This window comes from Actibacterium naphthalenivorans, assembly GCF_014196965.1.
Lineage (GTDB): Bacteria > Pseudomonadota > Alphaproteobacteria > Rhodobacterales > Rhodobacteraceae > Actibacterium_A > Actibacterium_A naphthalenivorans.
Genome location: NZ_JACIEQ010000004.1, coordinates 1 through 21,271, shown reverse-complemented (window position 1 = coordinate 21,271; position 21,271 = coordinate 1). Strand labels below are relative to the sequence as shown.

19 protein-coding genes and 1 tRNA gene are annotated in these 21,271 nt (G+C 64.0%); 8 read left to right on the top strand and 12 right to left on the bottom strand.

The window, feature by feature from the left end; genetic code table 11:
• Window positions 1–74: 74 nt before the first annotated feature.
• Window positions 75–1,871: a PHA/PHB synthase family protein gene (locus GGR17_RS13885; RefSeq protein WP_054539375.1), complete on the bottom strand. Its 1,797-nt coding sequence runs from the start codon at window positions 1,869–1,871 to the stop codon at window positions 75–77.
• 103 nt (window positions 1,872–1,974) lie between these two features.
• On the opposite strand from GGR17_RS13885, the gene phaZ reads away from it, so the two are divergent.
• Window positions 1,975–3,246 (top strand): polyhydroxyalkanoate depolymerase, encoded by a 1,272-nt coding sequence (gene phaZ, locus GGR17_RS13880; RefSeq protein ID WP_054539376.1) that lies wholly within the window; start codon window positions 1,975–1,977, stop codon window positions 3,244–3,246.
• Between the two features lie 9 nt (window positions 3,247–3,255).
• On the opposite strand, the gene GGR17_RS13875 is transcribed toward phaZ, so the two are convergent.
• The 5 genes from GGR17_RS13875 to GGR17_RS13855 form a co-directional block, all read right to left on the bottom strand.
• Window positions 3,256–3,966 carry an alpha/beta fold hydrolase gene (locus tag GGR17_RS13875; protein ID WP_037206096.1) on the bottom strand — a complete coding sequence of 237 codons (711 nt, stop codon included), beginning with the start codon at window positions 3,964–3,966 and terminating at the stop codon, window positions 3,256–3,258.
• Window positions 3,967–4,045: 79 nt separating this feature from the next.
• Window positions 4,046–5,653, bottom strand: a complete 1,608-nt coding sequence (locus tag GGR17_RS13870) for a hypothetical protein (protein WP_054539377.1) — start codon at window positions 5,651–5,653, stop codon at window positions 4,046–4,048.
• A gap of 90 nt (window positions 5,654–5,743) precedes the next feature.
• Complete coding sequence (locus GGR17_RS13865; protein WP_054539378.1) at window positions 5,744–7,339, bottom strand: PhoX family protein; 1,596 nt, start codon at window positions 7,337–7,339, stop codon at window positions 5,744–5,746.
• Window positions 7,340–7,474: 135 nt separating this feature from the next.
• Window positions 7,475–8,224 (bottom strand): alpha/beta hydrolase, encoded by a 750-nt coding sequence (locus tag GGR17_RS13860; RefSeq protein WP_054540424.1) that lies wholly within the window; start codon window positions 8,222–8,224, stop codon window positions 7,475–7,477.
• 109 nt (window positions 8,225–8,333) lie between these two features.
• The gene (locus tag GGR17_RS13855; RefSeq protein ID WP_054539379.1) at window positions 8,334–9,533 is read right to left on the bottom strand and encodes a pyridoxal-phosphate-dependent aminotransferase family protein; all 1,200 of its coding nucleotides are present in this window, start codon (window positions 9,531–9,533) and stop codon (window positions 8,334–8,336) included.
• 123 nt (window positions 9,534–9,656) lie between these two features.
• Here GGR17_RS13855 and GGR17_RS13850 point away from each other — a divergent pair, with 123 nt between their 5' ends.
• The 5 genes from GGR17_RS13850 to GGR17_RS13830 all read left to right on the top strand — a co-directional run bounded on the left by GGR17_RS13850 (window position 9,657) and on the right by GGR17_RS13830 (window position 14,054).
• On the top strand, window positions 9,657–10,349 hold the full coding sequence (locus GGR17_RS13850) for a phosphatase domain-containing protein (RefSeq protein ID WP_054539380.1): 693 nt from the start codon (window positions 9,657–9,659) through the stop codon (window positions 10,347–10,349).
• Window positions 10,342–12,105 carry an ABC transporter ATP-binding protein gene (locus GGR17_RS13845; protein WP_054539381.1) on the top strand — a complete coding sequence of 588 codons (1,764 nt, stop codon included), beginning with the start codon at window positions 10,342–10,344 and terminating at the stop codon, window positions 12,103–12,105. Before GGR17_RS13850 ends, GGR17_RS13845 begins: the two co-directional genes overlap by 8 nt.
• A gap of 38 nt (window positions 12,106–12,143) precedes the next feature.
• Window positions 12,144–12,908, top strand: coding sequence for a CAF17-like 4Fe-4S cluster assembly/insertion protein YgfZ (ygfZ, locus tag GGR17_RS13840; protein WP_054539382.1), 765 nt, complete (start codon window positions 12,144–12,146; stop codon window positions 12,906–12,908).
• 61 nt (window positions 12,909–12,969) lie between these two features.
• Window positions 12,970–13,353, top strand: coding sequence for a VOC family protein (locus GGR17_RS13835; protein WP_054539383.1), 384 nt, complete (start codon window positions 12,970–12,972; stop codon window positions 13,351–13,353).
• A complete protein-coding gene (locus GGR17_RS13830; RefSeq protein WP_054539384.1) occupies window positions 13,353–14,054 on the top strand; it encodes a helix-turn-helix transcriptional regulator in 702 nt (233 codons plus the stop codon). Before GGR17_RS13835 ends, GGR17_RS13830 begins: the two co-directional genes overlap by 1 nt.
• Window positions 14,055–14,229: 175 nt before the next feature.
• Here GGR17_RS13830 and efp read toward each other — a convergent pair whose 3' ends face one another.
• Window positions 14,230–14,793 carry an elongation factor P gene (gene efp / locus GGR17_RS13825; protein ID WP_054539385.1) on the bottom strand — a complete coding sequence of 188 codons (564 nt, stop codon included), beginning with the start codon at window positions 14,791–14,793 and terminating at the stop codon, window positions 14,230–14,232.
• Between the two features lie 216 nt (window positions 14,794–15,009).
• Between efp and GGR17_RS13820 the strand changes: the two genes are divergently transcribed.
• Window positions 15,010–15,330, top strand: coding sequence for a DUF6280 family protein (locus tag GGR17_RS13820; RefSeq protein ID WP_037206110.1), 321 nt, complete (start codon window positions 15,010–15,012; stop codon window positions 15,328–15,330).
• A gap of 66 nt (window positions 15,331–15,396) precedes the next feature.
• On the opposite strand, the gene GGR17_RS13815 is transcribed toward GGR17_RS13820, so the two are convergent.
• The 3 genes from GGR17_RS13815 to GGR17_RS13805 form a co-directional block, all read right to left on the bottom strand.
• The gene (locus GGR17_RS13815) at window positions 15,397–16,131 is read right to left on the bottom strand and encodes a hypothetical protein (protein WP_082386615.1); all 735 of its coding nucleotides are present in this window, start codon (window positions 16,129–16,131) and stop codon (window positions 15,397–15,399) included.
• Window positions 16,132–16,200: 69 nt separating this feature from the next.
• Entirely contained in the window at window positions 16,201–17,571 is a 1,371-nt protein-coding gene (locus tag GGR17_RS13810) for a TolC family outer membrane protein (protein WP_054539387.1), read from the bottom strand.
• Between the two features lie 87 nt (window positions 17,572–17,658).
• The gene (locus GGR17_RS13805) at window positions 17,659–18,312 is read right to left on the bottom strand and encodes a protein-L-isoaspartate O-methyltransferase family protein (RefSeq protein WP_054539388.1); all 654 of its coding nucleotides are present in this window, start codon (window positions 18,310–18,312) and stop codon (window positions 17,659–17,661) included.
• 416 nt (window positions 18,313–18,728) lie between these two features.
• On the opposite strand from GGR17_RS13805, the gene GGR17_RS13800 reads away from it, so the two are divergent.
• A tRNA-Cys gene (locus GGR17_RS13800) sits at window positions 18,729–18,802 on the top strand.
• Between the two features lie 68 nt (window positions 18,803–18,870).
• Here the strand turns inward: GGR17_RS13800 and GGR17_RS13795 are convergent.
• Both GGR17_RS13795 and GGR17_RS13790 read right to left on the bottom strand, forming a co-directional pair.
• Window positions 18,871–19,116: a site-specific integrase gene (locus tag GGR17_RS13795; RefSeq protein ID WP_235974503.1), complete on the bottom strand. Its 246-nt coding sequence runs from the start codon at window positions 19,114–19,116 to the stop codon at window positions 18,871–18,873.
• Window positions 19,117–19,543: 427 nt separating this feature from the next.
• Window positions 19,544–21,070, bottom strand: coding sequence for a protein NO VEIN domain-containing protein (locus GGR17_RS13790; RefSeq protein ID WP_082386616.1), 1,527 nt, complete (start codon window positions 21,068–21,070; stop codon window positions 19,544–19,546).
• Between the last annotated feature and the right edge of the window lie 201 nt (window positions 21,071–21,271).

Here is a 21,271-nt window from a genome sequence, read left to right as displayed (position 1 = left end):
ACATGCTGCACCGCAGCATTTCAAGTATTTTGCCGCAGCGCAGAAACAAATTTTTCGGGCCCGAACAAAGGCCCCTACTTCGAAAGAACATAGGTTCCGGGCGCCTTGCCCAGCGACGGATGGCCGGCATCTCCCGGTATCCGCGCCGGCACCTGTTTGCCCGAACGCCGCTTCAGCCACTCGCCCCACCGCGGCCACCAGGACCCTTCGTGGAACTCCGCCTCTGCCTTCCAGGACTCAGCATCCTCCATCTTTGCGTCATTCGTGTAATGGCCGTATTTTTTCTTCGAAGGCGGGTTAACAACCCCCGCGACATGGCCGCTCTCCGACAGAATGAACGTCTTGTCGCGACTGCCCATTTGCCGGATCCCGTTGAAGCTGGAACGCCAGGCCGCGATGTGATCGGTTTCACAGGCGATCGCGCATACCGGCACCTTAACATCCCTCAGCGTCGGAGTCTCGCCACAGATGCGGAACGTGCCCTTCGCCAGGCCGTTGTCCTGGCACAGCCCGCGCAGATATTCGATCGCCATGCGCGCGGGCAGGTTCGTGCCGTCACCGTTCCAGTACAGAAGGTCGAAGGCCGGCGGCGCCTCGCCCATCATGTAGCTGCGGATGGCCGGGCGATAGATCAGGTCGTTCGCCCGCAGGTAGGAAAACGTCCGCGTCATGTAGAATGAATCGAGCTTGCCGCTCCGCATCACCTCGCGTTCGATCCCGTCGACGAAATCATTGGCGAGAAACACCCCCACGTCGCCCTGATCCGAAAAATCCGTGAGCGCGGTAAAGAACGTGGCCGAGCGTACGGACTTGTCGCCGCGTTTGTTCAAGAGCCCCAGAACCAGCGAAAGCGTCGTGCCCGCGATGCAATAGCCAACCGCGTTCACCTTGTCTTCGCCGGTGATCTTCTTGACCTCTTCGATCGCGGTCAGAAAGCCCTCTTCGGCATAGGTATCCATGCCCACATCGGCATAGCTCTCATCGGGGTTGACCCAGCTGACCACGAACAGGGTGAACCCCTGATCCACGATCCACTTGATCAAAGAGTTCTTCGGCTTCAGATCCAGAATGTAGAACTTGTTGATCCAGGGCGGGAAGATCAGCAGCGGCGTGGCGTGAACAGTCTCGGTCGTGGGGGCGTATTGTATCAGCTCGAACATGCGGTTGCGGAACACCACCTCGCCCGACGTTGTGGCCAGGTTCTCGCCCACCTTGAACGCCTCGCGGTCGGCCAGCGTGACCAGAAGTTCGCCGTTGTTGGCCTCGAAATCCCGCACCAGGTTTTCCAGCCCCTGAACCAGCGATGCGCCCTCGGTCTCCACCGCGCGGGCCAGCGCCTCGGGGTTGGTGCCCAGGAAATTCGTGGGCGCCATCATGTCGATGATCTGGTTCGAGAAATAGGTGATCCGCTTGCGGTCCCTCTCCTCCAGCCCCTCGATGTTCTTCACCGCATCCTGAATCGCCTGGGCCGACATCAGGTACTGCTGTTTTATATAGTTGAAATAGGGGTGCGTGCGCCAAAGCTCGTTGGTGAAGCGCGGATCGTCCGGTGTGTTGTCGGGGGGCGCGATCAGCTTGCCGGTGGCCAGCGCCTCTTGTGACTCGATGAAGTGCTTCAGCGTCTTGCCCCAGTAAGTCACCTGCTGCTCGAACAGCCGCGAGGGGTGCTGCATCATCTCCGACATATAGGCCGAAGACGCCTTCATGAACACGTCCTGGCTGGGGGCCTGAAGATCGGGGTCGACCTTGCGCTTATGCGCCAGCGCCGAAATCAACCGTTCCGAAAGGCGCTCCAGCTTGGCCAGATTCTCGTTCAGGCGATCGAGATTGGCCTCTTCCGTGACGTCCTGTTTCGTATCTTCGGTTGTCATTCCTGAATTCTCCCCCTATCTTTTGCAGTTGCAGCATCAGCCCCCGGCCACAGATGCCGCCACGTCTCGCTCCCGGGCCCCGTTTTTCTAAAGGAATGCCCCCATGAAGAATATGGCAACCTACGACCTTATGGAAACCATCCGCAATACCAACCAGTGGTTGGGAGCGACGGCCTATTCCATCGGTTCATACCCGATTACCGGATTGGCCCCCAACCCGTTTTTTCAGTTGCTGGCCGCCTGGGGCGAAGTGACGGAACGGTCCTTCGCCCGCATGATCGCCAAGCCAGACTGGAATATTCACACCGTGGTCTGCGCCGATGGCCGCGATCACATCGTAAGCGTTGAGTCCGAGGTCGAGCGGCCGTTCGGCGATCTGATCCATTTCAAGGTGCACGGGCGCAAGATCAAGGCCCGCAAGGTGCTGGTCGTCGCGCCGATGTCGGGACACTATGCCACACTTCTGCGCTCGACCGTGGCCAGCCTGCTGCCGGATTGCGAAGTCTATGTAACCGATTGGCATAACGCGCGCGATATCCCCGTGTCCCAAGGCAAGTTCGATATCGAGGACTACACTCTCTATCTTGTCGATTTCATGAAACATCTCGGCCCCGACGTGAATGTCATCGCCGTGTGCCAGCCCGCGCCGCTCGCCCTTGCCGCCACCGCCTATCTGGCCGAGGAAGAGCCCGAGGCGCAGCCCCGCACCCTGACCCTGATCGGCGGCCCGATCGATCCCGACGCCGCCGCCACCGACGTCACCGATTTCGGCCGCCGGGTGACGATGGGCCAGCTCGAGCAATATGTGATCCAGCGCGTGGGTTTCAAATATCCCGGCGTCGGCCGGCTGGTCTATCCCGGCCTGCAGCAGCTTTCCTCGTTCATCTCGATGAACGCCGACCGCCACAGCACCGCCTTCTACGAACAGATCCTTCGCGTGGCCAAGGGCCAGGCCGCCGATCATGACAAGCACAACCGCTTCTACGACGAATACCTCGCGGTGATGGACATGACGGCCGAGTTCTACCTCTCCACCGTCGAGCGGATCTTCAAGAACCTCGAAATCGCGCAGAACCGTTTCACCGTGAACGGCAAGCTGGTGGATATCGGCAAGATCACCTCCGTCGCGGTCAAGACGGTCGAAGGCTCGAAGGACGATATCTCGGGCCCCGGCCAATGCGTCGCGGCGCTGGATCTGCTGACCGGCCTGCCGGACGAGAAAAAGGCCAATCACCTGGAAGAGGGCGCCGGGCATTACGGCATCTTCGCAGGCAAGAGCTGGCGCAACAACATCCGCCCCCTGGTGCTCAACTTCATCGACGCGAATGCCGGCAACACCCATGCGGAGAATGTCGCGCAGCTGAAATCGGTCTGATCCCGGCGCTCAGCCCAGGCGGAACGGCGCTGACATCCAGCGCCGCAACGCCTCTGTCACCGCCTCCGGCGTTTCCAGAAGCGGCATGTGCCCGGCCTCGCCGATCACCTCGAGCGTGGCATGGGGGATCAGCCCGGCCATGAACTCGTGCCGCCGCGGCGGCGTCAGCGTGTCATGCGCGCCGCAGATCACCAGCGCCGGCGCGCGCAGCTGGCGCAGCACCTTCTGCTGATCCGGCCGCCGCTGCAACGCGCGCGATTGGCGCACGAACACCTCCGGCCCCAGCCGCAGCCCCATCTCCACCATCGCGTCCTGCATCAGCGCGCGGTCCGGCCCCGGCGCGAAACAGCCTGTCGGAAATTCCTCGCGCAGCGCCCGTTCAAGCTGCCCGGCCTGCGCCGCCACGATCCGGGGTTCGCGCGCGGCGGCCTCCTGCGGGGTTTCGGCCAGCGGCGTGCAGCCCATCAGCGCCACCCGCGTCACCCGCCCCGGCGCCTGGCGCAGAATGTCCAGCGCCACCAGCCCGCCCAGCCCGTGGCCCGCCAGCGCGAACCGCTGCGGCGCGCCCTCCAGCACGCCACGCGCCATCGCCGTGACAGAGCCATCGTTCCACACCGGCACAAGCTGCACCGCGCAGAGATCGTCAAACCCCAGGATCTGGTCGGAAAACACCCGCGCGTCGCACATCATGCCGGGCAGCAACAACAGCGTTTCAGCCACCGCTCACCTGCCCGCCACCCATCACGACATTCCTTCGCGCCCGCCTGTTCCGCCAAAGCCTAGCAGGCGCGAAGGCGGCTTACCACTGCAACCGGATGTCGTGGGTGAACTGCTTGTCCCTGGGCAGGGTCGGCGCGGTGGCGCTGTCGATCACCGAATGCACGTTCACCGGCGGCGTCACCGTGGCGTCGCGCCCGAACAGAAAGCTCTGCTCGCCCGCGATCACCCGGTAGGCCTTGTTCAGCACCAGCGCCCGCTCCCGCGACGGGGTGATCAGATCATAGACGGTGGCCGCCCGCACCTTGTCCACATTCACGCTGCCATCGGCATTGAACCAGCGCGCCAGCATCTCGGTGTTGGAACGAAACTCGTCGCCCCCGCCCACGCGGGCGAAATACTGCTCGATCTCGCCGATCTGCTGGCCCTTGCCGGGCACATCGCGCATCCCGCGATAGTCGATATAGCCCCAGCCTTCGGCCCCCGCCACCTTGCGCGGAAAGGCCCAGGTCTGATCGACCGCGGCGCCGGTGGTGGTGTGGCAGCCCTTGCAAAAGAAATTCTCTTCATTGGTCTGCGGGCGCAGCGCGCCATCGGCATCCTCGATGAACCCGAGCATCAGCCAGCCCATGCCGGTGTCCATGCCCGCGTCGCCCACATCGATATAGCGGGGCAGGTTGCCGTCGATCTTCTCCTGCGCCTCGTTGCCATAGGCGGTGCGCAGCTCGGCCGGGGTCATCGCCACGGTCTTGCGCATATAGCGCAGCTCTTTCATATGCGGCGGCACCACGATCGCGTCGCCCTCCAGCCCGACATAACGCACCGAGTGCAGAAACTCGGTGCCCTGCGGATAAAGCATCCGGGTCAGCGCATGGCCCGCCGCGCCGCCCACAAAGGTCGCGCGGCGCTTGATCACCCCGGTCACCCCCAGCGCGCCGTCGCCATCCAGATCAACGCCCAGCGCAGCCTCGTCCACCGGCGGCACGGTGGTTTCCTCCAGATCCTGAAACGCGATCTCCAGCAGGCCGATGTTGGCGATATAGGCATCGCGCGACGCCGCCCCGCCCGCATCCTGCCGGAACGGCCCCGGCAGCCGGATCAGCACATCGTCGGTCGATCCGTTGGTGGGCCAGAAGGTCGAGGGCTGCGGCTTGTAGTTGAACGCCAGCCAGCCCGACCCGTCCTTCGCCATGCCGATCTCGTCAAAGGCGGCGGCGCCCAGATGGTAATCGGCCAGATCGGGCACATAGCCGCCCCAGCCCCGCGCCTTCAGCGCCGGCGCGAGCGCCGAGTAATTCTCAGTGTTGATATAGTCGAGGATCTCCTGATCCGAAATCGCCGCCACCTGGGCCGAGCGATCCACGAACAGGTTCGCCCAGTGATTGGTCAGCGCCGCGTCGGAGAAATCATAGGCCTCCTGCAACGCGCCGTCGCGCATGTAGTTCGGCCGGTCCGCGTCGTCATAGCTCTGATGGCAGACGTAGCACGGGTTATACTGCGCCTCGATGCTGGTATAGCACTGCGGCGGGATCACCCCCTCGACATTGTAGAACCGGCCCAGCTTGGCCATCTCCGTCGAAGACGGGCGGGCCTGCATCAGCTCTGCCGATGTCATCTGCGCCACATCGGCTGCGAATGCGGATCCGGCGGCCATAAGGGCGCCTGCGGCGATCAATGCGGTGCGGGGCATCGGGTATATCCTTGTCAGGGTCGGCGGCGGATGGAAAAGGGGGCGCGGTACGGCAACCGCGCCCCCAGGGGTTTTCGCTCGGCGCGCGGCTTACATCGAGGCCGGGGTGTAGAGCCACAGCATGTTGTTCTCGTGGTTGCCGGTGTCCTCGCCGATCACGACGCGGCCGTCGTTCAGCACGACCACGTTGTCGGGGTTGGAGATCCCGTCAACCGAACAGGCGTTCGGCGCGTTGTTCTTGTCATAGCCCATGCCCGCGACAACCGGCACCATCGTGTCGATGGAATAGGCATCGTCGAAGGTCATCTGATAGACAACACCGCACTTGTTCTCGGAGACCTGGATATCGCCCTTGTCGTCCGACATGCCCTTGGCCACTTCCGACATCGCCATATAGACATAAGGCGCGGTGCCGTCCTCGATCGCCCGCAGGTTGGCCATCACGCCTTCCATCTTGCGGAACTCGGCGGTTGCCCCCTTGGCCTTGGCGGCCTGGCGGCTTTCCAGAAAGGCGACACGGTTGTCGGCAGCGGTGCCGGCGGCCCAGGCGGCCACGTCCTCGGCCGAGATGAAGGGCGTCTCGCCTTCCTTGTAGGCCGCCGCGTCGATGCCGTCATACTCGTTGATCCAGGCGTCGATCTCGGCGTTGCTGCCATGGGCCAGCTCGATCCACTCGACACCGAAACCGGTGGTCGCGGCATCGGAACCGGCGGGGGCGTCCTGAGTCATCTTGGCGGCGTAAAGCGTACCGGCGGTCAGATCGCCGGCGGTGTCGGCCACGAATTTGAAGAACACCACGTCGGTGCCGTCGTCAGACAGGTAAACCGTCTTCTGGTCCGGCATCACCACCGAATTCTCGTGGCTGTAACGGCCCAGCGCGAACTGCTTGACCGGGGTCGCGGCGCCGGCGGGATCGGTGATCTCGACGATGTAACCATAGTCATAGGGGTTGGCCGGCTTGCCCAGATAGGCCTGCATCGCCTCGGGGTCGGACTTGTACTTGTACTCAGGGTTGATCCACTCGACCGTGTCGTCGAAATACAGCTCTTCCGAGGTCAGCGGCGTGTTCCAGGGCGAGACCGAGCCAAAGCAGTTGACCCAGGTGCCGGCGACACCGGTGAAATCCAGCATCTTGACGTCTTCGGCATCCACCAGCCAGCGGCCGCCTTCCTTCATCAGCTTCATGCGCGACATGCCGCCGGGGCGATCTTCCCAGTTGGTGAACAGATAGCCCTCGTTCTCACCCGTGGGGATGAAGCCGTTGAAATCCGGATCGTTCGAGGATTTCAGAACAGAGCCGTCAGCCGCGTGGATCGCGCCCAGGCCACCCGGAACGGTTTCGGCGAAATCGCCCTGCTGGGCCAGAACCTGATAGGTGCCGACGGCGGTCTGCACGGTCTGCTTGGCATAGCTGTTGCCCGGCACGGGCGAGGCGATGAACCTGCCCGGCAGGCTGTTGAAATCGGCATCGACGACGATGCCGACGGTGGCCTTGTTGAACGGCCCGGTGATGGCGGTCGACGGGTGCTGCAGATTGAAGAAGAAATCGCCGCCCTCGGTCAGGTACATGCCGGTGATTTCGGCGCCAACGGGAACCGACGCCAGACGGGTCAGATCGGCAGCGGCGGCCGTCGCCGTCAGCGGTGCGGCAACGGCAAGGGCGAGAAGGGAAGTGGCTGTTTTCATGTTGGCTCCTAGTCTTCAGCAGTCACGGCACGGAATCGTGCGGCATTTTTTTGACTGCCCCCATATGGCCTTGCCATGTGACAGGAACATAACAGATGCGGAAAATCGGATGTATCCACCAACACCGCCCGGCGCTCAGCCGGCGCGGGCCAGAACCTCTTCGATGCTGCTCTCGATCAGCGCCAGGCAGTCGGGCGTGGAAAACCGGTGATCGGCGCCTTTCACCAGCGTCAGCCGCACGTCATCGCCCGTCACATGCTCCAGCAGCCGCAGCGCCACCGACATGTCCACATCCTGATCCGCCGTGCCCTGCAGCAACCGCACCGGAAACGCCAGCGGCAAGGGGTCGCGCAGCACCAGCCGGTCGCGCCCGTCCTCGATCAGGCGGCGGGTGATGATATAGGCGCCATCGGAATATTCCGACGGCAACTCCACCCGCCCCCGCGCCGTCAGCTCGGCCTTCTGCACATCGGTGAACCCGGCCCAGATGCTGTCTTCGGTGAAATCCGGCGCCGCGGCGATGCCCACCAGCCCGGCCAGTTTCTCGGGCATCGTCCGCGCCACCAGAAGCGAAATCCACCCCCCCATCGACGACCCGACCAGAACCTGCGGCCCCTCGGTCAGCGCGCCGATCGCGGCCATCGCATCCTCGGCCCAGTCGCCGATGCAACCATCGGTAAAGGGCTCGGACGACTGGCCATGCCCTGAATAGTCGAACCGCAGAAAGGCCCGGCCCCGCGCCTTCGCCCACTCCTCCAGATAAACCGCCTTGGTGCCCTGCATGTCGGAAACGAACCCGCCGAGGAACACCACCCCCGGCCCCGCGCCCTGTGTCCGGTGATAGGCGATCCGACGCCCCGATTCCGTGCCCAGAAATTCCGCCATGCCCATGCGCCCGCCTCCTCAATTCCGTTGCAGGCAGCAGGATAGCCCGTCCCGGCGGCAAAGCAAAATGCCTTGCCGCCGCGGGCGGAGATGCGCCCGCCAAAAACGCCTAGCCCCGCGCGATCACCGCCGCCGCCGCCTCCAGCGCGCCCTTGCCGTGCGGAACGCCCAGCGCCACCAGCCCGGCCTCGATCGTGCCCAGAAGCCCCAGTACCATATGCGCGTTCACATGACCCATGTGCCCGATGCGGAAATACCCGTGCACCGCCGGATCGCCCGGCGGCGCCATGTCAAGGCTGATGCCCAGCGTCACCCCCGCCACCTCGCTCAGCCAGTCGCGCAGCGCGGTGCCGTTCGGCGCGCCCAGCCCGATCGCCGTCACCGCATGCGCCCGGCAGGCCGGATCGGCGATGTTCATCTCCATCGGGCCGCCCTGCCCCCAGGCCTCCACCGCCGCCCAGATCGTGCGCGCCAGAACCGCGTGCCGGGCCAGCGCCGCCTCGACGCCCTCCTCATGCACCAGCATGGTCAGCGCCTCGCGCAGGGCGAACAGATGGTGGGTCGGCGCGGTGCCGCCGAAATACTGATAGAATTCCTGCGGATGCCCGCGCGGCGTCCAGTCCCAGTACATGCTGACCGGGTCCAGCCCGGCCCGCACCGCCTCGGCCTTTTCGTTGAAGAACACGAACCCCAGCCCCGGCGGCGTCATCAACCCCTTCTGCGAACCGGCCACCATCACATCGACGCCCCAGTCATCCATCTCGAACCGGTCGCAGGCCAGCGAGGCGATGCAATCCACCATCAACAGCGCGCCATGCCCGGCCGCGTCCATCGCCGCCCGCACCGCCGGCACGTCGTTGCGCACGCTGGTCGAGGTATCGATATGCACCACCATCACCGCCTTGATCGCGCCGCCGGTATCGGCGCGCAGACGCGCCTCCACCTGATCGGGGTCCACCGGGGCGCGCTTGCCGAAATCCAGGATCTCGACCTCGACCCCCAGCCGCTGCGCCATCGTCGCCCAGCCGAAGCCGAACCGCCCGGTGACCAGCGCCAGTATCCTGTCGCCGCGCCCGCAGGTGTTGGCGATCGCCGCCTCCCACGCGCCGTGGCCGTTGGCGATATAGATCGCCACGCTGCCTTTGGTGCGTGCCACCGTCTTCAGATCGGGCACCACGCTTTCCACCAGATCGACCAGCGCGCCGGTATAGATGTTGGGGGCGGGCTGATGCATCGCCTGCAGCACCCGGTCGGGCATGACCGAGGGGCCGGGGATGGCAAGATAGGGGCGTCCGTGGCGCAGCGGCATCCGGGTTCCTTTCCGATTGGGGCCATTCCCAATTAGGCCCGCGCATGCAGACGGTCAATCGCTTGTCAGCCGGGGCCTTTCAGGATAGACCCCGCGCTTGTCCCGCACCCGAAGCGAGTACGCATGTTCGGTCAGATCAAGTCCCGCCTGGATGAGTTCGAGCGCAGCCTGCGCCAGTCCTTTGGCAATGATATCTCCACGCCCGACGGGCGTCGCGCCGCGTTCTGGCATTTTCAGCTGATGGACCACGCCTTCCTGCGCGTGCTGTGGACCAATCTGGATGAGATCGCGCCCGGCGTCTGGCGCTCGAACCAGCCGTCGCCGAAACGGCTCAAACGCTATCACGCCATGGGCATCCGCAGCGTGCTGACCCTGCGCGGCAGCAACCCGCGCAGCCATTTCCTGTTCGAAAAGGAAAGCTGCGAGGCGCTTGGCATGTCCCTGCACTCGGTGTCGATCAGCGCCCGTGAACTGGCGCCGAAACAGCACCTTCTGCACCTGCTGAACCTGTTCGAGACGATCGAGAAACCCTTCGTCATGCATTGCAAGTCGGGGGCCGACCGGGCCGGGCTGGCCTCGGCGCTTTACCTGATGCATATCGAGGGCCGGCCGGCGGCCGAGGCCGCCAGGCAGCTTTCGCTGCGCTATCTGCACCTGCGCAATGATCGCACCGGCATCCTCGATCACATGCTCGATGCCTATGCCGCCGACACCGCCCAAAGCCCGATGCCGATCCGCACATGGATCGAAACCCGCTATGACCCCGAGGCGCTGACCGAAGCGTTCCGGGAAAGCCGGGCGCGCGGCAATGGCTGAGCGCGCCGCCGATGGTGATCCGCGCCCGCTGGTGTCGTGGATCTGGCGCGGCTATCTGAAGCGGCACCTGCCGGTCATCCTTGCCGCGCTGGTGCTGATGACGCTCGAGGGCGGGATGCTGGGCGCGCTCAGCTACATGATCGAACCGATGTTCGACGAGGTGTTCGTATCGGGCAACAAGGCCGCGCTCGGCTGGGTGGCGGGCGGCATCTTCGCCGTGTTTCTGGCCCGCGCCCTTTCGGGCTTCGGGCAGCGGGTGCTGATGGCGCGCGTCGGCCAGAAGGTGGCGGCGGCGCTGCAGGGCGACATGGTCGCGCATATGCTGACGCTCGACAGCCAGTGGTTCCAGAAAACCCCGCCCGGCAACCTGATCGAACGGGTGCGCGGCGATACCACGGCGGCCTCGACGATCTGGTCCACGGTGCTGGCCGCCGCGGGGCGCGACGTGGTGGCGTTGATTTCGCTCTTCGCCGTGGCGCTCTCGATCGACTGGCTCTGGACGCTGATCGCGGTGGCCGGCGCACCGCTTCTGGTGCTGCCGATCATCGGGCTGCAACGCTGGGTCCGGCGCACCGCGCGCAGCGCCCGCGCCGCCGCCGCCGCCATCGCCACCCGGCTCGACGAGATCTTCCACGGCGTCACCACGATCAAGCTCAACCGGATGGAACGCCGCGAAAGCGGCCGCTTCGCCGACACGCTCGACGGGTTCGTCAGCGCCCAGATCCGCTCTCAGATCGGGCAGGCCGGCATCCCCGCGCTGATCGACATCGTCGCCGGCATCGGCTTTTTCGGCGTGCTCACCTACGGCGGCCTGCAGATCATCGACGGCCAGAAAACCGTGGGCGAGTTCATGAGCTTCTTCACCGCCATGGCGCTGGTGTTCGAACCGCTGCGCCGTATCGGCAACGTCTCGGGTGCGTGGCAGCAGGCGCTGGCCAGCCTCGAGCGGCTCTACGACGTGTTCGACGCCCGCCCCACCATCCTGCCCCCCGCCCGGCCCAGGCCCCTGCCCTGCCCCCCGCAGCAGGCCGACATCACGTTGCGGGACGTGCATATGGCCTATGAAGACACGCCGGTGCTCAACGGGCTCAGCCTCACGGCGAAGGCCGGGCAGGTCACCGCGCTGGTCGGCGCCTCGGGCGCGGGCAAGAGCACCGTGTTCAACCTGCTGGCCCGGCTGGTCGAGCCGCAGAGCGGGCAGATCACCGTCGGCAGCCTGCCGATCCACGACATGGCCCTGCCCGATCTGCGCGGCCTGTTCTCGGTCGTCACCCAGGACGCGATGCTGTTCGATGAAACCCTGCGCGACAACATCCTGCTCGGCCGCACCGATATTACAGAGACCCGCCTGAACGAGGTGCTGCAGGCCGCCCATATCGCCGATTTCCTGCCCAACCTGCCCAACGGGCTCGACAGCCCCGCCGGCCCGCGCGGCTCCAGCCTCTCGGGCGGCCAGCGTCAGCGCGTGGCCATCGCCCGCGCCCTGCTGCGCGACGCCCCCATCCTGCTGCTCGACGAGGCGACATCGGCGCTCGACGCGAAATCCGAACGGGTGGTGCAGGACGCGCTCGACCGGCTCAGCACCGGCCGCACCACGCTTGTCATCGCCCACAGGCTTGCAACCGTGCGCAACGCGGACCAGATTGTGGTGATGGACAAGGGCCGCGTGGCCGAACAGGGCACGCATGACGAATTGCTGGCCCGCGGCGGCCTCTATTCCGGCCTCTACAAGCTGCAGTTCGCAACCACAGACTGAGAGGCGCCGCCAGGCGTCCCGCCGAAAGGAAAGACGCCATGGGTGAACGGGCCGACAACCGCACAGTGCTGGAAATCGCGGGCAATGATCGCATCGCCTTTCTGCAGGGGCTGGTCTCGAACGACGTGACCAGGCTGGCTGGCCGCATGGCCTATGCCGCGCTGCTGTCACCCCAGGGCAAATACCTGGCCGATTTCTTCGTGTCCGAACGCGGCGACACGCTGCTGCTGGATGTGCATTCCGATCTCGCCCCAGGCCTGATGCGGCGGCTGGGCATGTACAAGCTGCGCGCCGATGTCACCATCACCCCGTCCCCGCTGCATGTCCGGCGCGGCCTCGGCACCCCGCCCCAAGGCGCCCTGCCCGATCCGCGCCACCCCGCGCTTGGCTGGCGGCGCTACACCGATACCCCCGGCACCGCCCCCCTGATCGATTGGGATGCGATCCGTGTTGCCCATTGCATCCCCGAAACCGGGAGAGAGCTGATCCCCGAGGAAACCTATATCCTCGAGGCCGGGTTCGAACGGCTGCACGGGGTCGATTTCAAGAAGGGCTGCTATGTCGGGCAAGAGGTCACCGCCCGCATGAAACACAAGACAGAGCTGCGCAAGGGCCTCATCACCGTGCAGATCACCGGTACCGCCCCCGTCGGCACCGAGATCACCACCGATGGCAAACCCGCGGGCACGCTCTTTACCCAATCCGGCGGGCAGGCCATCGCGCATCTGCGCTTCGACCGCGCCGAGGGGCCGATGCGGGCGGGCACCGCCACCCTGCGCCGCGCCGCCCTGACGGCCTCCTGACACAACGCTGTCAGGGGGGCTGTGGTATAGTCCGGTCATCGTCAACCGAAGGATCAGAACGATGCCCCACACCCCGCAGCACCCCGTTGTCTGGGCGGAAATTCCCGTCACCGACCTGCCCCGCGCCATGGACTTCTATCAGGCCGTGTTCGACTTCGCCCTGAAGCTCGACGAAACCGGCCCCAACCCGATCGCCCTCATTGCCGCCGCCGATGACAGCGGCACCGCCGGCCATCTCTATCCCGGCACCCCGGCCGCCGATGGTCAGGGCCCCACCATCCACCTGTGGGTGCCCGATACGGTCGAGGCCGCGATGAAGCGGCTGGTCGCGGCGGGCGGAACCGAGCTTGGCCCGGTCGTCACCATCCCGCCCGGCCGCTTCGCCTATGCACAAGACCCCGACGGCAATTCCATCGGCCTGTTCCAGCCCGCCGCGGCCACCTGATGCGCCGCGCCGACCGCCTGTTTCAGATCGTTCAGTATCTGAGGGGCGGCCGGCTGCTGACCGCCCGCCATCTGGCCGAAAGGCTGGAGGTGTCCGAGCGCACGATCTACCGCGACATCGCCGATCTGATCGGCTCGGGCGTGCCGATCGAGGGCGAGGCGGGCGTGGGTTATCTGATGCGCGCGGGCTATGACCTGCCGCCGCTGATGTTCAACACCGGCGAAATCGCGGCGCTTGTCGCCGGGGCGCGGCTGATCCGCGCCTGGGGCGGGCTCGACATGGCCCGCGCCGCCGACGAGGCGATGCAGAAGATCGACGCCGTCCTGCCCGACGCCGCCCGCCAGCGCGCCGGGGCGGTTCAGATTCACGCCCTGCCCATGCCCGAGATGGACGACGCCCTGCGCGCCATGCTCGACCGGCTGGAGCGCGGCGTGGACAGGCGCCTGCGCCTGCGGCTCGAGTATCGTGATGCGGCGGGCCACCCCACCGCGCGCATGGTGCGCCCGCTGGGCCTCTGGTTCTGGGGCAAGGTCTGGACGCTGGTCGCTTGGTGCGAGCTGCGCGAGGATTTTCGCATGTTCCGGCTCGACCGGATCGCCGGCATCGCCGAAGGCGCGCCCTTCCGCCCCGAGCCCGGCCGCGACCTGGCGGCGTTCTACGCGGCGCTCTCCGCGTGCGGCGAAGATGCCGGCGGATGCTGAACGCGGCGGCGCCCGTCACCTGGGTTTCGTACGAACCGCCCCCCGGAATCGCACGGTTTGTACGCTGAACGCCGGGTTAAGCCCGCGCCCGGCGCACAGGCCCAAAGCGTTGCACGAATGAAAAGGGCAGCGCACGCAGCCCTGCCCCGTCTTGACCACAAGATGTGCCGTCCGCTCAGGCGCGTTCGGCATATTCCATGGTTTCGGTGTTGACGATGATATCCTCGTCCTGCCCCACGAAGGGCGGCACCATGACCTTGACGCCATTGTCGAGGATCGCGGGCTTGAAGCTGTTGGCGGCGGTCTGACCCTTCACCACCGGCTCGGTCTCGACCACCTTGCAGGTCACCTTCTGCGGCAGCGTGGCGTTCAGCGCCTCGGATTCGTAATATTCGATGACCACGGTCATCCCGTCCTGCAGGAACGGGCGGCGTTCGCCCAGGATCTCTGCGGGCAGTTCGACCTGCTCATAGGTTTCGGTATCCATGAACACCAGCATCCCGTCGGATTCATAGAGGAACTGCTGGTCTTTCTGCTCCAGCCGAACCTTCTCGACCTTGTCGGCGCTGCGGAACCGTTCGTTCAGCTTGGACCCGTTGCGCAGGTTGCGCAGCTCGACCTGGGCAAAGGCGCCGCCCTTGCCCGGTTTCACATGGTCCACCTTCACAGCGGCCCACAGGCCACCGTTGTGCTCCAGCACATTGCCGGGGCGAATTTCGTTACCGTTGATCTTTGGCATATGACAAAACTTTGCTTAAAGGTTGATCACACTTTTGCCGCTCCTATATCTTGACCATGACAGGCTGGCAAGGCGACTAAATACGGTAGAGCGGAAATGGAGGCATGCGAAGAGTGCATGACAGACATTCCCAATATGCAATATCGAATCGCGCCAAAAAAGCCATATTCGGCGGCACGCCTGAAAATGCAAGAGCAAGAATAAAAGGACGACGAGATGGTCGATTTCGTTGATGGCACCGCTTTCAACCACGAGCAGGGCAATCGCGCGCGGAAACTTTTCGCAGCGGTGGTTCTGGCCGCACTGGATGACGCGATTGCAGACGACAAGAAATATGGAAACGGGCCGGAGCAGATTGCCCGCTGGGCCCGTTCGCGCGATGGTCGGGAAGTTCTGTCCTGCGCCGGCATTGATCCGAACGAACGGGTTGTGTCCGGGCTGATGGAATTCGTGGGCAAGGGCGTACGTACCTCGGTGGCTCTGTCACGCGAGGAAAGCGAGCGTCGCCAGGTTCAGGAGCAGGCCGAAGCCGCCTGATCCGACTCCGTTGCGGATTATCAAAAACGCGCCCGCAAGGGCGTGTTTTTCTTTTCCGAACCGCCGCTATTCGAAGTCCCGGCTGGCCATGACGCGATTGATTTCGCGCCGGACGAGCTTGCGCACGTTGCGCGTGATACGTTCGCCCAGGGCGCCCTGCAGCTCCTGACGGACGATCTCGCTGACCAGGTCGCGCAGCATCTCTTCGTCGAGCACCATGGGCTCGTCTTCGAGATCAAGCTCGCGCTCCTGATCCGCATCGGCCTGTTGCGCCGTTTCCGGGGCTGCCTCTTCCGCGGTGGCCTCTTCCGGCGTGGCTGCGGGTGCAGGCGCGTCAGCCGCCGCGGCCTCTTCGTAACGGGCGGATGTGCCGTCAAGTTCGCTGCCGTCAGGCTCCCACTCTTCACCGCTGTTTGAAATTGCGGCTTCAAGCTCTGCGATACGCTCTTCCAGAGAGATCTCTTCCCAGGCATCGCCGGCTGGTTCTGGCCCGGTTTCGGGTGCTTCCGCCTGCGGCTCAGGCGCCGGGCCGCTCCCGGCCACCTTCGGCGCGGCATCGGCAGCGCACTGGGCCACATCGCCCGACGCATCTTCCACGGGCGCACCCGGATCGGCCACCGAAGGGTCGGCAACGCGCAACGCCGGCGTCAGCACCAGCTTTTCAACCTTGCCCGCCCCCGCGTCCGGCGGAAACGCCGCCGGGCTTGCAGCGCTGCCGCGCTGCGTTGCTTCGTCGGCTACGAGTCGTCTGATCGAAGAAAGGACATCCTCGATATCCACTTGCCTGACGGAATCGGACACGTGCGGGCCTCCTACATCTGATGCAGGTATAGTAGCCTGCACCGTATAATCGCACAATAAGTGGTGTGACTACTCGCGGCCGATGTTTTTCAGCACCCTGTCGAGCTGCTCGCCCTGAATGCTGCGCAGCGGCGCGTTCCGCACGGCGTTGTAATAGGCGGTCGGATCATAGGTCGGGATACCGAGGTTCAGATGCTCCACCGTCAAAAGACCCATCGAGGCCAAGACGCTGTAATAGGCAATGAACTGGTTCGTCTCCGCATCGACGCGCCCGGTGCGGGCATCCAGGAGTTCCTGTTCGGCATCCAGCACGTCAAGCGTGGTGCGCGATCCCAGGCGGGCCTCTTCCCGCGTGCCTTCAAAGGCGAGCTGCGCGGCGCGGATACGCTGATCGCTGGCCAGAAGCTGCGACCGTGACACGGCAAGACCGGACCAGGACTGGCCGACATCCTGCTCCACCAGCTGAACGGAACGGTGCAGGGCCGCGCGCGAGGCATCGCGGTTTGCCGCCGCTTGCCGCTGCACCGAAACCAGCGCGCCGCCACTGTAAAGCGTCTGCCGCAGCTCCAGCCCGACAGAGCTGGAATCGTTCCCGCCATCGGTCCGGCTGGCCGCGGCCGTGGCCGACACCGACGGGCCCCGCGCCGCTTTCGCCCGCGCGATAGAGATTTCGGCGGCGGTCACGTCATGCTGGGCGGAAATGATGCTGGGATGGCCCCGCACTGCGATGGAACGGGCGTCGGCCAGTGTTTTGGGCAGGGTCGGAACGCGGGGCGTGCCGGTCAGTGTCTGGGGGTAGTGCCCCACCGCTGTCCGGTAAACTTCGCGCGCCGAGGTCAGTGCGCCTTCGGCGGCCACCAGGTTGCTCTGCGCCGTGGCCAGCCGCGATTCCGCCAGGGACACATCTGTCCGCGTCACCTCGCCCACATCGAACCGGTCCTGCGCGGCCCGCAACTGTTCGCTGATCAGCCGCACGTTGTTTTGCGCGAGCGACACGTTCTGAATGGACGCGCGCACATCCATATAGGCCTGAACCGCGGTCAGCAGAACGTTCTGCTCCACCCCGACCAGGCTGGCACGGGCCGAAAGCACCGACTCCTTGGCCGCCTCGACCGCCATCCGGTTCGACCCGCCATCAAAAAGCGCCATGCTGGCCTGCAGCGAAACCGTGCCGCTGGTGTTGCTCGATATCTGCGGCGTATCCACATTCGTGGCTTCCGCGATGAACTGCAGCACCGGCCGCAGCGCGGCGATGGATTGCGCGACGTTTTCATCGGCCGCGCGCAGCAGCGCCTGGTTCTGCTCCAGCAGCCGACTGTTCTTGTAGGCAGAAATCAGCGCGTCGGTCAGCGTTTCGGCCGAGGCCGCCGGTGCCAGCGCTCCACTCAGAAAGGCCGCCGAGGCAAAGCCCAGCACCGCGTGTCGGAAGGTTTTTCCCATTGTCTCGCCTCTGCCTCGCATCACATGTTCACCTGCTCGCCGGACCATAGCGCTTTTTCGTAAGCTTTTTTCGGCCCTGCCAGAAATTCATAGCATGAAAGCACGCTGCTCTTCAAAGCCCGGCAGAACAGGAGCACCGGCATTGAAGCTAAATCGCCACGTTACGTTTCCATCGATCTTGTAGCCGATCCGGCACACGCCCAAGGCGCCCTCCATGAACAGCGCCGCGATCCGCCCGCCCTCGCGCAGCTGCGCCAGCAGCGCATCGGGCAAATGCTCGACCGCGCCCTGAAGGATGATCACGTCATAGGGCCCGTGCTTGGCCGCCCCGGCAGCCAGCGCGCCTTCGATCACGGCGGCATTGTCCACGCCCCGCTCCGACAAAGTGTCCTGCGCCTCCGCCGCCATGCCGGCGTCTTCCTCGACCGCAACAACGGCCTCGGCCAGCCGCGCGATGACGGCCGTCGAATAGCCAAGCCCGCAGCCGATATCCAGCACCAGCTCATCGGGCTGAATATCCAGCGCGTCCAGCATCTTGGCCAACGTGCGCGGCTCCAGCACGACACGGCCGCCACCCAGATCGAGGTTTTCGCCGACATACGCCGCCTCGCGGCGGTTGGCGGGCACATAGGCCTCACGCGGAACCGACAACATCGCATCGATGATCGGGAACTTGGTAACATCCGAGGGGCGGACCTGCGTGTCCACCATCATACGGCGGCGCGTGGCGTAGTCTGTCATGTGACTAAACTCTTCGGTCTAGTTGTGGTTAGCTTCAGTGATGACACAGAAACTATTGAACGGCAACACGCAAGCACGCCGCCGGGCGCGCCTGTGTCCGCACGGCCAGCCCGGGCATGACGCCACGGTAAAATGCCCCCGCAAAGCCCATGAAATCACCGGGCCGGCGGCCCTCTGCAAACCGCGGCAGCTCGCTTGCGGCGATATACGAGCCAGTGATCCGCCCGCCTGAACGCCGTGTTGTTCCGGCGGCCTCGAATCTGGCCGGAATAGCTCGTTCGATGCCGGCGCCCACGGCACCCCCACAGCGCGTCTCACACGGCGCAAACCTGTTGCGGAAAATTGCAGCCGTGCCGCAGCAGATGGGTTGCGTATGACCGGCGAACCCCATAAAAGCACCGCACCACAAGGCACCGGGCGAGTTGGCGGAGTGGTTACGCAGCGGATTGCAAATCCGTGTACACCGGTTCGATTCCGGTACTCGCCTCCAATAAAATCAATGACTTGCGTCATCCTTCCTCTCCTTCACTGCCATTTTTGAAACAACCGTTGAAACTTTCACGTTTCGGTCTTGCTTCGTTCCATTTGATTTCTTGCCTCTTGGGCGCGCTTCGCGAGCTCTCTTTGCCGGATCGGGCCGCCGTACTTTTTGAGCATTTCAACGCCTGAGTGACCGGTGACGGCTTTGACCATCTCGTCATCACATCCAGCCAGATACAGCTCGATCGTCGCGTTTTTCCTGAGCCCGTGCGTTTTGTAGTAGCTCGCCTTCTCGTGCTTCATCTTCTTTTTGATGGTGCGCATTCGCCAAGCATCAAGTGCCTCGGTTTCGGGAGCCGGCGGGGCAAGCAGTGAAACGGTTGCACGTTTTCAAGAGCTATTCGGGGATTTCTGATGCCCTGGCCAGTGGTTCAATTTGTGTTCCATAAGCCGAAACGACTGACATCGAAGTGGTCAGACCGGCATGCCAAAAAACTACGAAAGTTCAGTGCCTTGCAAGCTATTCACCAAAACCCCGCAGTCATGAGGTCCAGAGAATGTCGGCCCGGAGAGAACGCTTTGGGCCATCCTCGCACCGAGGCCAGTGCTCAGCCCCTCCCGTATAACCCCCGAAAACAACGAGAAAATCCGGCCGCAGCTGGATCGGAAGAACGCTTTCGCGGGGGCAAGTGGCGGAGGGGATGGGCCTGATATCCAACCTTCTCCAGGACGAGAAGTGGTGTGCCGCCCCTCATGATTTGCTCCGACGAAAGCCGTATCGAATGCCCTCGCCGCGGAGTTCTAAGACACGCGCCCCGTCTTCAGACATAGGGTTTGGAAGCATTTCGATCATCGCTCGCGCGGGTTCAGAGACGTAGCTGACGTAGGCAATCTTATACTGGACGCCGCTTCGTGGTCGTGCTGCGGCTCGTGCAGCTGCTACCTCAGTTTCGCCCATCTCAAACGACTGAGGATCGTCAAGACTAGCTTTTACTTCGATCTGCCAGATCTGGTTGCGGTAGCTTACCTCGAAATCGTATCCCAACCCGTCTCGACCCTTGCGGCCGGTGATCAGTTCGCCATTTTCTGAGCGCCACGCCGCATCAATATCTTGATTGGGTAGAATTTTCCTAAGCCAATGGTAGATCGTCACTTCGCCAAGCCGACCGATGAGTTCCGTTTTCTCTTCCGGAACTCGCGGTCTGCGGCCTTTGGGGGAGCGGTCGCCTGCTTCTTTTTGCTTGGATGTCGGGGACCCGTTGGGTTCTGCAAGATCCGTTATTGTTCCGAGCGACCTCCCCAACACTTTTGTCGAAAGCGTCCGACCAAGTTCTTCTGATATCTGAAACAGGTCGGCGCCGATTGGGTCGATAAAACGACCGTTGAAAGGGACGGAGCGCGCTTCTCTCTTCCGCTCCTCATTGGCCTCGCGAGCTCGTACGCTCTCCGTCGACAGGTCTCCCTCAGAGAGTCCCAGCCCCTCGAGATCGAGTGCGAGCGGCATCGCGGTTGGCCAAAGTTCAAGCACATGGAGCCATCTCAACAGCGCATTCTGGTCCAACGGCTGGAAATCCAGGACACCAACGTCGTCGAGGCGCTTGCGAACATGATTACCCTCATCATCCGCAAGCAAAGCGGGTGTAGATCCGTCCGGCTCGTTCTTCGCGCACCATGCGCGCACGATAGGCGCAGCCTCTAGTATAAATTCTCGAACAAACTTGTGATTGTGCGTGCGTACTTCGGACAGAGGAGAAAGGTTCTTGGCAGCATGACCAAGTGGCGGCGCCTCATGTTCCGCAAGCCATGAGTTCACAAGTGCTGCGAGAGCATGTTGCGGCGGCTCTTCGAACTCCAGCAGCCATTTAGGATCCGGCACCAGGTTTCTAAAGCTCCCCCGGAGTTCGCCATAGGTCTCTGCTGGTTCCATATTTTTCAAACGCATAGCAGAAGTCGTGCGAAGACAATCCGTTATCTCTACCTCCTTCACACGGATGAAGTTTTCGAGGCGCGATCTGTGGGTGTCAGAGTACGCTTCTGGTTCCATCCCGAGCGCTATCAAGCTCGAATTGAATTCAGCAAAATCGAGCCGGAGCCCCTCGCGGAAATCCTTAGGGCCAAGCGCGGTCCGGGCCACCTCTACAACCTTGTCCGCAGTGACAGCCTTTTCATTCAGCAGTTTCGAAAGCGCGAGTTCGAGAGCAAGTGCATCCTTGAGGACATCGGCACCCTCTTCGTCGAAATCTTGAAGTGCTTGTGGTCCTGCCACCAGGTGCAGCACTGCTCTTATCCAGGGTGCCACGCGCTCCAATCCAGCACTTATTGTGGCACGCGCGGCCTCCGCTGCAGTATGAGACAGCTGCAAGACACTCGCGAAACGCTTCAGATGTCAACGGCGGAGTAAAAACCGGCCACGTGGCGGCGCAAAACCAAGCCAGTGGCGGGATGCCAAGCGCCATGGCGCGTGCGCTCCCCAGATAGC

What these genes read in the sequence shown, in the direction of transcription:
- GGR17_RS13885 (WP_054539375.1), bottom strand. Translation starts at nt 1,871, where the DNA reads ATGACAACCGAAGATACGAAACAGGACGTCACGGAAGAGGCCAATCTC.
- phaZ (WP_054539376.1), top strand. Translation starts at nt 1,975, where the DNA reads ATGAAGAATATGGCAACCTACGACCTTATGGAAACCATCCGCAATACC.
- GGR17_RS13870 (WP_054539377.1), bottom strand. Translation starts at nt 5,653, where the DNA reads ATGCCCCGCACCGCATTGATCGCCGCAGGCGCCCTTATGGCCGCCGGA.
- GGR17_RS13865 (WP_054539378.1), bottom strand. Translation starts at nt 7,339, where the DNA reads ATGAAAACAGCCACTTCCCTTCTCGCCCTTGCCGTTGCCGCACCGCTG.
- GGR17_RS13860 (WP_054540424.1), bottom strand. Translation starts at nt 8,224, where the DNA reads ATGGCGGAATTTCTGGGCACGGAATCGGGGCGTCGGATCGCCTATCAC.
- GGR17_RS13855 (WP_054539379.1), bottom strand. Translation starts at nt 9,533, where the DNA reads ATGCCGCTGCGCCACGGACGCCCCTATCTTGCCATCCCCGGCCCCTCG.
- GGR17_RS13850 (WP_054539380.1), top strand. Translation starts at nt 9,657, where the DNA reads ATGTTCGGTCAGATCAAGTCCCGCCTGGATGAGTTCGAGCGCAGCCTG.
- GGR17_RS13845 (WP_054539381.1), top strand. Translation starts at nt 10,342, where the DNA reads ATGGCTGAGCGCGCCGCCGATGGTGATCCGCGCCCGCTGGTGTCGTGG.
- ygfZ (WP_054539382.1), top strand. Translation starts at nt 12,144, where the DNA reads ATGGGTGAACGGGCCGACAACCGCACAGTGCTGGAAATCGCGGGCAAT.
- GGR17_RS13835 (WP_054539383.1), top strand. Translation starts at nt 12,970, where the DNA reads ATGCCCCACACCCCGCAGCACCCCGTTGTCTGGGCGGAAATTCCCGTC.
- GGR17_RS13830 (WP_054539384.1), top strand. Translation starts at nt 13,353, where the DNA reads ATGCGCCGCGCCGACCGCCTGTTTCAGATCGTTCAGTATCTGAGGGGC.
- efp (WP_054539385.1), bottom strand. Translation starts at nt 14,793, where the DNA reads ATGCCAAAGATCAACGGTAACGAAATTCGCCCCGGCAATGTGCTGGAG.
- GGR17_RS13820 (WP_037206110.1), top strand. Translation starts at nt 15,010, where the DNA reads ATGGTCGATTTCGTTGATGGCACCGCTTTCAACCACGAGCAGGGCAAT.
- GGR17_RS13810 (WP_054539387.1), bottom strand. Translation starts at nt 17,571, where the DNA reads ATGGGAAAAACCTTCCGACACGCGGTGCTGGGCTTTGCCTCGGCGGCC.
- GGR17_RS13805 (WP_054539388.1), bottom strand. Translation starts at nt 18,312, where the DNA reads ATGACAGACTACGCCACGCGCCGCCGTATGATGGTGGACACGCAGGTC.
- GGR17_RS13795 (WP_235974503.1), bottom strand. Translation starts at nt 19,116, where the DNA reads ATGCGCACCATCAAAAAGAAGATGAAGCACGAGAAGGCGAGCTACTAC.